11 protein-coding genes are annotated in these 12,516 nt (G+C 29.1%); 7 read left to right on the forward strand and 4 right to left on the reverse strand.

Going from position 1 to position 12,516, the window contains the following annotated elements; genetic code table 11:
- The coding region (locus tag QM536_07490) for an N-6 DNA methylase (GenBank protein ID MDI9356845.1) at positions 1-2,135 on the reverse strand (2,135 nt) is incomplete at its 3' end.
- Between the two features lie 407 nt (positions 2,136-2,542).
- Here QM536_07490 and QM536_07495 point away from each other — a divergent pair.
- The 7 genes from QM536_07495 (at position 2,543) to QM536_07525 (ending at position 9,812) form a co-directional block, all read left to right on the forward strand.
- Positions 2,543-3,922, forward strand: coding sequence for a Gfo/Idh/MocA family oxidoreductase (locus tag QM536_07495; GenBank protein MDI9356846.1), 1,380 nt, complete (start codon positions 2,543-2,545; stop codon positions 3,920-3,922).
- A gap of 198 nt (positions 3,923-4,120) precedes the next feature.
- Positions 4,121-4,930: a 4-(cytidine 5'-diphospho)-2-C-methyl-D-erythritol kinase gene (gene ispE, locus QM536_07500; protein ID MDI9356847.1), complete on the forward strand. Its 810-nt coding sequence runs from the start codon at positions 4,121-4,123 to the stop codon at positions 4,928-4,930.
- Positions 4,931-4,948: 18 nt separating this feature from the next.
- On the forward strand, positions 4,949-5,944 hold the full coding sequence (locus QM536_07505) for a ribonucleotide-diphosphate reductase subunit beta (protein ID MDI9356848.1): 996 nt from the start codon (positions 4,949-4,951) through the stop codon (positions 5,942-5,944).
- Positions 5,945-5,963: 19 nt separating this feature from the next.
- On the forward strand, positions 5,964-6,254 hold the full coding sequence (gene gatC / locus QM536_07510; protein MDI9356849.1) for an Asp-tRNA(Asn)/Glu-tRNA(Gln) amidotransferase subunit GatC: 291 nt from the start codon (positions 5,964-5,966) through the stop codon (positions 6,252-6,254).
- Between the two features lie 13 nt (positions 6,255-6,267).
- Positions 6,268-8,199 (forward strand): ATP-binding cassette domain-containing protein, encoded by a 1,932-nt coding sequence (locus tag QM536_07515; GenBank protein ID MDI9356850.1) that lies wholly within the window; start codon positions 6,268-6,270, stop codon positions 8,197-8,199.
- Between the two features lie 106 nt (positions 8,200-8,305).
- Positions 8,306-9,097 (forward strand): DUF5672 family protein, encoded by a 792-nt coding sequence (locus tag QM536_07520; GenBank protein ID MDI9356851.1) that lies wholly within the window; start codon positions 8,306-8,308, stop codon positions 9,095-9,097.
- 43 nt (positions 9,098-9,140) lie between these two features.
- Positions 9,141-9,812 (forward strand): NUDIX domain-containing protein, encoded by a 672-nt coding sequence (locus tag QM536_07525; GenBank protein ID MDI9356852.1) that lies wholly within the window; start codon positions 9,141-9,143, stop codon positions 9,810-9,812.
- Positions 9,813-9,888: 76 nt separating this feature from the next.
- Here QM536_07525 and QM536_07530 read toward each other — a convergent pair whose 3' ends face one another.
- From QM536_07530 to QM536_07540, 3 genes are all read right to left on the reverse strand, one after another.
- Positions 9,889-10,800, reverse strand: coding sequence for a glycosyltransferase family 2 protein (locus tag QM536_07530; GenBank protein MDI9356853.1), 912 nt, complete (start codon positions 10,798-10,800; stop codon positions 9,889-9,891).
- Positions 10,801-10,929: 129 nt separating this feature from the next.
- A complete protein-coding gene (locus QM536_07535; protein ID MDI9356854.1) occupies positions 10,930-11,862 on the reverse strand; it encodes a hypothetical protein in 933 nt (310 codons plus the stop codon).
- Positions 11,862-12,516: hypothetical protein (locus QM536_07540; GenBank protein ID MDI9356855.1), on the reverse strand; the 655-nt coding region annotated here is incomplete at its 5' end. The genes QM536_07540 and QM536_07535, both read right to left, overlap by 1 nt.

A 12,516-nucleotide genomic window follows, 5' to 3' on the forward strand; every position in this document is an offset into this window, starting at 1 on the left:
TTTATAAAAATATCCTGCAAATATTTTTCTTGTCTCAAACACCATTTTTTAAAGTCAGATATAGTTTCTGTAAAATCTTCATCTAAAATAGGTTCTCCTTTTTCATTTTTTTCTATGATAAAATTATCGTAGTTTACTTTATAGGTTGGATTAAAAACTTTAATCCTATTACTCGTTTTTACTTCATAGCCTACTTTTTCAATATTTCTAAAAAATACTTCATAGTTTTGGTTTTTTAATTTTTTCAACTCGTTTTCTGGTAATTTGTATGCAATAATAACTGATGTATTTACAGATGTTTCCCCAAAAATACCAGAAGGCATATCAAAAATAGCTGTAATTCTCATTTTTTCCATTAACCATTTTCGTGCTAATTTATGACTATCAATACTCGCTATTGAATTGGATACTACTATTCCCAATCGTCCATAATCTTCTAAAATACGATAAGCGTTTTCAAGGAATATTATGCCTAAATCAATTTTTTTTGCATTGTAAATATTCCAAAGTTCGTAACATTTTAACAACTCTTTTTCTTGACTAGTTTTAGGTTCAAAAGCTCTATTGTCCCCAAATGGAGGATTGGTTAACACAATATTAAATTTTTTAAGTTTAGTGTAATCATTTGAGAATTCCCAATTCCCATTCTTATGAAGGTCTATGTTTAGTGGAAATAAATTATTATCTCTATCAAATTTATGAGAAATAGAACCTAATCCCGATTGAAATTTTAAAGTAGAACGACCATCTCCATTTAAAAGCATGTTCAATTGTGCTAATCTTATCATCTGTTCATCGTTATCCACTCCAAAAATATTTTTATCGTTTACATCACTTTGCGAAGCTATATAAGATACTGATAAAAAATCTGCACTTCCACTTGTAGGATCTATTAAAGTTTCTCCTTCTTTTGGATTAACTATATTTACAATAAATTTTATCAGTGGAATTGGTGTGAGAAACTGCCCTTTTTCTGCTTTGGAAAAGGCATTTGCAAACTGATAAAATACAATCTGCCACAAATCTGTATCACTTGATTTGGTAAAACTATAATCCTGTAAACTATTAACTATGGTTGCAACTACTTTTACGTGAGATTCGTTTTTAAAATCAATTATTGATTCGCTTAGTATTTCTTTATAGGTAGTTTCGGCTTTTTCTTTTAGATCTTTTATTCTTTTAGTGAATTCTAAAACATTTTTATCGTTTAAAGTTCTATAATCTCTTTCTGATGGCTCTATATAAAACTTTAGTTTTTCAATATCATCTTTTTCTTCGTTTTGTATATAATACTTAAGCCATATATTTTTTTTTTCGTCAAATATTTTTAAAGCAATCATTTGTACTAAAATTTCATATCCCCTTTCATTAGTCAAGCTTACCTTATCCATAGTATGAAGTATATTAGCAATTCCATCTTTTAGTTGAGAACTATACACCCCACTAATAATTTCTAAATCATGAATTGTTCTTTTGGAACGATCTATTTTTGGATGATAAACTTTGTTTAATAATTGTTTATAACTTGGAATGGTATAATAGGCATCAAATAAATGTAATTGTAAATCTTTTGTTTTACTATCTTCTTTTTTACTATTGTAATTTTCATTAAGTCGTAAAAATTTATTTTCTTGTTTTTTAAACAGATATAATCTTTCAGTATCATACATTATACCTAAACAAAAATCACATTCTGACTCTTTTAAATATGCTTTTAGTTGCTTATCCCAAACATCGGCAACATTTTTGTTGTCTTCTTTTTTAAATTCAATTACGCAGATTAAATGTTTTCGTAACCATTCTAAACTTTCATTGTTTCCATTTTCATGAAAATCTTTGTATTTGTCAAACCAAGTAATGTCGTCAAAAATTGCTCCGTCTAATTTTAAAGGTGCCGAAGATTTGTTTCCTTTTGGAAACTGTACTTCTGTTCCTATATAATCTTTTGTATATAAGCCAGATTGAATGATAGCATATAAAAACTGCCACTTATAATATTGCTCGTTTTTAGTTCCGTTTTTTTTTTTGAAATTCGTTTTTTTATTAAAAGTTAGATGCTCTGGAATGAAACAGTCAAACTCTACTACACTTTCATATTTGCTGTCAAATTCTTGTTTTGCTTCTGTAAAAGTCATTTATAAATTTCTGTTAAAATAAAATGAGTAAAACTATTTTACTCTTTATAGTGGGTTCTAAAAATTGATTTTGAAATATAAGAACTCCTTCAGTATTTTTTTACAATGATAATACAAAGAGGTATATTTTTTTACATTTTATATATTTCTTTTTTATTTTTCTATGTTTTTTCTACTTTTCATTACTCACAAAATGCATTTTCAAATTTGGTATCAAATTCTTATTTCGCTTTCGTTACATTGATTTATAAATTTCTGCTTTATGAAAATAGGAATTTTATACCCCTTTTTATTATTCATTTTTTCAAAAATATACCATTTTGAAATAATTGTTTTATAAAAATATATATTGCAGGAATATATATTCTATTGAAATAAGTTTATTGCATATTTAAGAAAATATAACAATGAAAGAAAACAGGAGAAATTTTATAAAAAAAACAGCACTTGTTGCGGGGGTAGGTGGAAGCATAGCTTCTTCTTTTTTTACAGCGGGAGCAGGGGTTTCAAAAGAGGGTGATAAAGATAAAAAAGTTCGTTTAGGATTTATAGGGGTGGGGTTACGAGGGCAGAATCATTTAGAATTGGTATTGGAGAGAAAGGACTGTGTCGTAATTGCTTTAGCAGATATAAATGAACCCAATGCAAGAACTGCTCAAGATATGGTAGTAAAAGCAGGCGGAAAATCTCCTTTTATCTATACCAAAGGCGAATATGATTTTTTGAATCTTCTGAAAAGAGAAGATATTGATGCTGTTATTATTGCAACCCCTTGGGAATGGCATGCCTCTATGGCAGTAGAATCAATGAAGCATGGAAAAAATGTAGGAGTGGAGGTTTCTGCGGCAAATACTTTGGAAGAATGTTGGGATTTGGTAAATACTTCTGAAAACACAGGGAAGCAGTGTATGATTTTAGAAAATGTATGTTACAGAAGAGATGTCATGGCAGTACTCAATATGGTAAGAAATAATATCTTTGGGGAGCTTATACATTTGGAATGCGGTTACCAACATGATTTACGAGAAGTGAAGTTTAATGACGGAAAACAACCCTACGGAGGAGGAGTAGAATTTGGAGAAAAAGCATACAGCGAAGCACGTTGGAGGACACTTCATTCTGTAAAACGAAACGGCGATTTATACCCTACGCATGGCATAGGTCCCGTAGCACAAATGCTCAATATAAACAAAGGAAATAGGTTCATTTCTCTTACTTCTACCGCTTCTAAATCACGAGGACTACATAATTATATTATTAAAAATGGTGGAGAAGACCATCCAAATGCAAAAGTGCGATTTAAATTAGGAGACGTTATTACTACTGTTCTAAAAACAGCCGATGAAGAGACGATTATCGTTTCTCATGACACTAATCTGCCTCGCCCCTACTCTTTAGGGTTTAGAGTGCAAGGAGAAAATGGTATATGGATGGATGTAAATAAGTCCATTTATATAGAAGGGGCTTCAGCACAAAAACATAAATGGGAAGAGGCACAGCCATGGATAGAAAAATATGACCATCCTCTTTGGAAAAGATATACCAAAGAGTCAGAAAGTGCTGGGCATGGGGGAATGGATTTTTTTGTAATTCATGCATTTATAGAAGCAACAAAAAGGAATCTTCCTACCCCTTTGGATGCTTATGATGCGGCGGCTTGGAGCGCTATTTCACCGCTTTCCGAAATATCTATTGCTTGCGGCTCAAAGCCAATAGAATTTCCTGATTTTACTCGTGGAAAATGGATGAATAGAGTCAATAAATTTGCTCTCAATGATGATTTTTAGTAAAAAAACAATTTCTTGTTTTTTTATATAAAGAATAATGAGTCCAATCCAAAAAGACGATTTTGATACATTTATAGATTTGTAACTGTTGATTATCAATAATTTTAAAATTCAATATTTCTGTAAAAATGACTTTTCGGAGTTGACTCAATAATTATATTTTTACTTTTTTAATATACAAATAGTTATAAAGAATGTATGGTTACTTTTCCAAATGCCAAAATTAATATAGGATTACATATATTACAAAAAAGAGAAGACGGTTTTCATGATATTTCTACATGTATGTATCCCGTATATTTTCTAACCGATATTTTGGAAATAATACCATCAGATACAATACATTTTACCTCTTCGGGTATTGCTATGGAGGAAAAAGCAGAAAACCTCTGTGTAAAAGCATACAATCTCTTGAAAACAAAAAAAAATATTTCAAATATCCATATACACCTTCACAAGGTTATAAATATAGGTGCGGGATTAGGTGGAGGGTCTGCTGATGCTGCTTTTGTTCTTAAAATGTTGAACGATTTATTTTCTTTGCATATAGAAACTTCAGAGTTAGAAAAGTATGCGGGAGAATTAGGAAGTGATGTTCCTTTTTTTATAAAAAATAAACCTTCTTTTGCAGAAGGACGAGGGACGCAATTGATAGAATGTAATATTTCTCTGAAAGGATATTTTCTTTTATTAGCATTCCCCAATATTTTTATAAGCACAAAAGAAGCATATTCGCAGATTACTCCCGATAATAATAGAAAACCCATAGAAGAAATTCTTTCGCTTCCTATTGAGAAATGGAAAAAGCATTTGGAAAATGATTTTGAGAAAAATGCCTTTAAAACATATCCCCTACTGAAAGAAATAAAAGAAACATTGTATCAAAAAAATGCTCTCTATGCCTCTATGTCTGGATCTGGATCTACCATGTATGGAATATTTGAAAAAGAACCATCGCACATTTTAAAAAATAGTAATTTATATACAAAAGGACAATATATTCAATAACACAATTATACACAGAGCATGAATAATGATATTACAATAGCAGTAGAGCCGATGTTACAAGAAGATAAGGGAAGATTTGTTTTATTTCCTATCAAACATCAAGATATATGGGAGTTTTATAAACACGCAGAAGCAAGTTTTTGGACTGCAGAAGAAGTAGATTTAGGACTTGATCTAGCGGATTGGCAAAAATTAAACGATGGAGAAAGGCATTTTATATCACATGTGCTTGCATTTTTTGCTTCTAGTGATGGAATAGTAAATGAAAATCTGGCACAAAATTTTATAGGATCTGTACAGTACCCAGAAGCAAAGTGTTTTTATGGATTTCAAATAGCAATAGAGAATATTCATTCAGAAATGTATTCTCTTCTTATAGATACCTATATAAAAAATGAAACAGAAAAAAAGCATCTTTTTAACGCAATAGACACGATGCCTTTTGTAAAACAAAAAGCCGATTGGGCTTTGAAATGGATAGCAAACGGAACATTTCAAGAACGACTTATTGCCTTTGCTGCCGTAGAAGGTATTTTCTTTTCTGGAAGTTTTTGTTCTATTTTTTGGTTAAAAAAAAGAGGACTTATGCCCGGACTTGGATTTTCAAATGAACTTATTTCAAGAGACGAGGGGCTTCACTGTGATTTTGCTTGTATGCTTTATAAAAATCATATTGTGCATAAGCTCCCTACCCAAAAAGTAAAATCTATTATAAAAGAAGCAGTAGCATTAGAAAAAGAGTTTGTTACCGAAGCACTCCCTGTAAAACTCATAGGTATGAACGCAATCCTTATGTGTCAATACATAGAATTTGTTGCGGATAGATTATTATTAGAACTCCAATGTTCAAAAATATATAATGCTACGAATCCTTTTGATTTTATGAATATGATTTCGTTGCAAGGAAAGACAAATTTCTTTGAAAAAAGAGTAGCCGAATATCAAAAAGCAGGATTAATAAAGAATAAAAACGGAACCACAGATTCCGAATTTACATTAAACGAAGAATTTTAAGGAATACATTACATAAAAAATGGAAATAGATAAAAAAATTTTATATAAAATAGCAGATTTAGCAAGATTAGAAATAGACCCCGAAAAAGAAGAAGAACTCTTACAAAAAATGAACAGTATGGTAGAATTTATAGAACATCTCCAAAAGATGGATACAGAAAACGTAGAGCCGCTCATTAATATGTCTTTTGAAATAAACAATATGAGAAAAGACGAAGCAAAAGATTACGATAAAAAAGAATATATTTTCAAAAACGCTCCCCAGAGAGAAAACGATTACTTTCAAGTTTCCAAAATTATCCCATCATAAAATATTTATACACATGATTTCTATAAATAACCTTTCTTATTATATTGGCTCGCGTATTATTTATGACGAAGCCTCGCTTTTTATAAAACCAAAAGACAAAATAGGGCTTATTGGATTGAATGGAACAGGAAAATCTACTTTATTAAAGATGATCTGCGAAGAAATAACCCCCGATGCAGGAGAAATAAATAAAAGTAAAGAATGTACTATTGGTTTTCTCAATCAGGACTTGCTCTCTTTTCAATCCAATGAATCTATATTAGATGTAGTGATGAAGGCATTCAGTTTGGCACAATCTATACATATAGAAATAGAGAAAACAATAGCCCAAATGGAAAAAAATTATACCGAAGAATTGGGAGAAAAATTAGCAAAACTCCAAGAAAAATTTGAAGCATTAGATGGATATACTATCCAAAGTAAAGCAGAAGAAATTCTACAAGGAATTGGTTTTTCAAATGCAGATTTACACAGACCTCTCAAAGAATTTTCTGGTGGTTGGAGAATGAGAGTTATACTCGGAAAATTATTATTAGAAAAACCATCCATACTTATGCTAGATGAACCTACGAATCACTTAGACATGCCATCAATACAGTGGGTAGAAAATTATCTTAAAAGCTATGATGGAGCTGTTATTGTGGTATCTCACGATAGGCAATTTTTAAATAATACAGCGAATTGTATTGTAGAAGTATCAGGCGGAAAACTTAATTTTTATCCAGGAAATTATGAATTTTATTTACAAGAAAAAAGTATCCGAAATGAAATTCAAAAAAACGCATACGAAAACCAACAAGCAAAAATCCGACAAACAGAAAGATTCATAGAAAGATTTCGAGCTAAAGCAACCAAGGCACGCCAAGTTCAAAGTAGAGTAAAACTATTAGAAAAAATGGAAGTCGTAAACGAAGTCATTGATGAGACAGCCAAAGTGAACTTCCGATTTAAGTTTTCTAAACCATCAGGGAAGCATGTTATCCATTTAGAAAATATACAAAAAAAATACGAAACACTTCCCATCATCAAAGACAGCAATGCTACCATAGAACGTGGAGATAAAATAGCACTCATAGGAGCTAATGGAAAAGGAAAATCTACCCTCCTCCGTATTATAGCAAATATAGAACCTTTCGAAGGAAGCAGAAGAGAAGGCCATAACGTAAACTATTCTATGTATGCACAGCACCAATTAGAAGCACTTACATTGGAAAATGACCTACTACAAGAACTCAAGTCCATGGGAAAAGATAAAACAGAAAACGAACTCAGAAGTATTTTAGGATGTTTTTTATTCTCCGATCAAGATGTGTTTAAAAAAATAAAAATACTATCGGGAGGAGAAAAATCAAGAGTTGCATTAGCAAAAACATTAGTATCAGAATCAAACTTTTTATTACTGGATGAACCCACTAACCACTTAGATATACAATCTGTAAACATACTTATACAAGCACTACAGCAGTACGAAGGAACATTTATACTTGTATCCCATGATAGATACTTTGTAAGCCAAGTTGCAAATAAAATATGGTGGCTTGAAAATCAAGAAATAAAAACATATCCCGGAAAATACGAAGAATACGAATGGTGGAAAAATAAACGTTCTGCCGAAGAAATCAAAGACAACACAAAACAAATACCCACATCTCAAAACACCTCTGCCAAAAAACAAGACACAAAACCTTCCTCTCCCATAGAAAAAAATAATACTCATGAATCTAAAAAAATGAGAAAACAGCTAGAAGAAGTGGAAACAAATATAAACTCCATAGAGCAAGAAATAAAAATATTAGAACAAGAATTACTCAATACAGAATTATATTCCAACCCTCAAAAATTAGAAAATATCAATAGTTCATACATTCTCAAAAAGCAAACTCTGAATGAACTCCAAAAAAAATGGGAATCCATTGTATTACAAATAGAGGCATTAGAAAAATGAGAGAAAATAATTTTAGCACCTGTATTATCTATAATCTATTTATTTTTGATTATCCTTCCTGTGTTTTTAAATAAAATAGTAAAAATAATAACTATATACTTCTAAATTGATAAAAAAAAAACTCGTAGCTGTTTTAATCCCTCTTTATAAAAAAGAAATGTCTTTTTTTGAAAAAAGATCATTCAAGCAGTGTTTTTCCGTCTTACATAAATACCCTATTATTATAGTAAAACCGATTTCTCTGAACATTTCTTGCATTACAGAAGAATATAAAGAATGTATGACAGCAAGTTTTTCGGATTTTTACTTTGAATCTATAAAGGGATACAATGCACTCTTGACCTCTACAGAATTTTATGAAAAATTTTTGGAATATGAATACATACTTATCCACCAATTAGATGCCTACGTGTTTAAAGATGAACTCTCCTATTGGTGCCAAAAAAATTATGATTACATAGGTGCCCCGTGGGGACCGAAATATACATCAGGCATAGGAAAAATAAAATTATTATTACTTCAATGGATAGCAAAATATATAAAAGCATTTTATAAATATACTCGTTATAATAAAGTGGGAAATGGAGGATTTTCACTGAGGAAAACAAAAACTTTTTATACCATCTGTCTTGATATGTTTTCAAAAAGAACTCATAAAACGATTATACCCTCGAATCCATACACAGAAAACGAAGATTTTTTTTGGTCCATAGAAGTAAATGAAAAAGAAAAAAAAATAAAAACCCCTCCTCTCAAAGAAGCACTCCTATTTTCCATAGAGCATTTTCCTGAAAAAGCAATACAGATGAATAATAATATACTCCCATTCGGGTGCCATGGATGGTATAAAAATAAAAAATGGCTTACCGTATGGAAAAAATATATAACCCTTGAATAAACATCGTCAAATAATTGGCATTTATAAACTATATAACAAAAACATGAAAATATTTGTAGGTTCAAATACCATTAACATAAAAAAAAAGAGTCAAGTTTCCAAAAAAAAACAATTCGACGTAGAATACAATAGTATTTTTGAAGAAAACATAACTTCTATTAAAGAAAAAAATATCTGTATTAGAAATGTGAAAAACAAAGAAGTGTATACATTCATCACTCTGCTTCTCAAAAAAGACAATATTTCAGATAGTATATTTACCCTTGAAGTAGATAAAAAAATAAAAATAATCCGCACCATGCAGAAAAAAAAATCATATATAAAAGCAGCGGGAGGAATAGTGCGAAAAAATAATTGTATTTTATGTATATATAGATTGGGAAAATGGGATCTCCCAAAAGGAAAAGTAGAGAAAAAAGAAACTCTCAAAGAAACAGCCATAAGAGAAGTAGAAGAAGAATGCTCTATTAGAGTACAAAACCCTCAAAAACTTTGTACCACCTTTCATATATATACTATACAGCAAAAAATAATTCTCAAAAAAACAAAATGGTATGTTATGGATTTATTAGATGATGCGAATATGAAACCACAAGAATCAGAAAACATAGAATGTATAAGATGGATAGATAATATGAATATAGAAAAAACAATGGATACGTCATATAATTCCATACAATTGGTAATAGAAAAGTATAAGAATTGGAAAAAATAAGAATACTTTTGTATTTATCTTTTATACTGGATTTGTATTTATTTATATCAAATAGAGCATCTAAATAGTTACATTATTATGGAACATTTTGTTTTCGTAAAATAAATATATCAAAAAAATAATAATAAATCATTATTATTTTTTTGATCTTTCTGTTTTTTATATGTCTAAACCGTTGAACATGGGATAATAAATACAATATATTCTTGTTGGCTTTATGAAAATTGTATTCTATAAAATCATCTATGGGAAAATTATTTAATAATTTCCACAAAAGAATATAATGAAAGATATTATGAGAAGAATTATAACGTAATAGGAATGGATATAATTTATCTTTCAAAAATTCTTTGTCTGTAAACTTGTATTTAGTAGAAGTGCCTCCCATACTGTATTTTGAAATACATATATTTATATAAGAATGCGATATTTCGGTATTTTCCATACACCTAATATTCAAGTCCCAGTCCGCATAGAGATTATATCTGGTATTATAATTTCCTATTTTATGAAAGATGGTCTTTGTATAAAAAATAGATTGATGGCAGATATTTACTGTATAGAGAGAGTATATATCTTTTTTTTTTTTTTCAAATTTTTTATTAGTTTCTTTTATTACAGAATAGCCATATACCCAGTCATAATTTGTATCTTTAATTTTTTCGTATACATTTTTCAAGACCTGATTATTATCTAATTCATCATCTGAACCTAAAAAAAGAAGCCATCTTCCAAGAGCTTTTGTTATTCCCTTATTCATAGCATCATAAATCCCACTATCTTTCTCACTGAAAATTTTTATCTGTTGAAAACGTTCGGCAAAAAAATATAATTCTTTTAATGTATTATCTTCCGAACAATTATCAATTATAATAATTTCAAATAAATTAAAATCTTGATAAATAAGAGATTCCATACACTTCTTAATATCTTTTTCAGTATTAAAAGTAGGCACTATAATAGAAAAAAAGATTGTATTTGTAACCATTTGAATCAAATTAAATGAGTATTATTTTAAACTTGTTTTTTTTATGTATCATTTTGCTTTTATGTTATAGAAATATATTTATGTTTTAATAAAAGGTATTATTTTTTTCGTTTTAATACATCAAGAAAATTAGTATTGTAATTGTTTTATTACCATAATCCTCAGTAGTGATACTAACAACCGCCATGGTTTTTGTAATTTATATAAAAAATACTCTTTTTTGTTTTTATGTTTTTTAACAGGTAATACTGATGAAGGGTTATTCTTCCTTCTGTGGTGATTCAATATTTGAGGATATAAAGAATTATTATAGTATTTTACAGCATAAAACTTTACTTGTTTTTGATAAACCTGACTTATACAATTAAATTCTCCCGAAACTCTTATACGAGGATGCTTATAATGATTTCCAAATTGAGATGGGCATCTGTAAATTGGAACATTGTATTGATGTGCTAATATGGAAAATATAGATTGGTCATGTCTATGTTCTTTAAAAAATATAGAATTTTTTTTTATATAAATATTTGTATCATCGGAAATAAGTGGTTTTTCACTACAATAGGAAAGCCATTTTATAATAAATAATTCCGAAAACTCTGTTTTCTTAAAAAGAATAATAGAACCATCACAATGAATAGCGTTTTTTATTTTCGAAGTATTCGTATTCATACGAACAAAACAATCCATTTTAGTCCACTCGGCATTGAAATTATTTCCATTACCGAAACAAATAATATCATTTTTTTGACAGAGAGAAATTAATGGATGTAGCGAATCAATACATTCTATGCCTGCATCCATATACAATAATACATCATCGGGACTTAGTTTTCTAAATACTTCCGAAATAAAAAAAGGTTTCCAAAGCCAATAACCAAATCCTTTAGTATTTTGAAAAATATCCAAATGTTGTTTATAAAAATCCGTCCCTATTAAATCTTCTTCTCCAAAACTAAAAATACAATTTGGTTCTATTCCAAATTTTATTGCTGATACATTGAGACATTTTCTGCTTTCATCAAATACTTTAGTAGAAAAATTTACTAATACTACTTTCATTATTTTTGTTGCCGTTTTATGATTTTTTGTAAAAGAGGTAATACATTGTCTATTTGTAGTTTTCCCATAATATTATTTTCATAATCACTTTTAGCAAGATGTATCATTTGTAAATATATGTCGGGTGTTGGATAATATTGTAGAATTTTCTTTTCCCAGTATTTATTACTATGTATTTTTTTTTTTATTATTTCAGGGAAAACATCTTTATATTTATTTGCTACATATAAACGATTTCTATACATATAATAAATACGAACAGGATTATGAATTTTTCTTTTCTTTTTGATGGTAAATAAAAAAAACTTTTGGTAAGTCATAACAGAATCTCCTATAGAATGGAGGAGATACTGTAAGTGTGTTCTCATAACAAAAAAACCTTTTTTTACTGCTCTTAAACTATATTCGTGATCTACTTCATCTATAAATAAATTTTCATCCATATTTCCAATTTCTTGAAATGCAGATAAATTCATTATGGTTCCTGAGGTGATAACTTCATAAGTTTTAGAAAATAAAAAACTCTCCTTGGATGCTAATTTTATGCAAATGTATTCTTTAAGCATATACAGATATTTTATAGGTATCCATTTTTTTTTATGCCTCTTTCTAAAAAACTCTTTATAGTGATGGTTAAAATTAAATAATGCTATC

It is taken from the genome of Chitinophagaceae bacterium (assembly GCA_030053935.1).
In the GTDB taxonomy this organism is placed as follows: domain Bacteria; phylum Bacteroidota; class Bacteroidia; order Cytophagales; family JASGCU01; genus JASGCU01.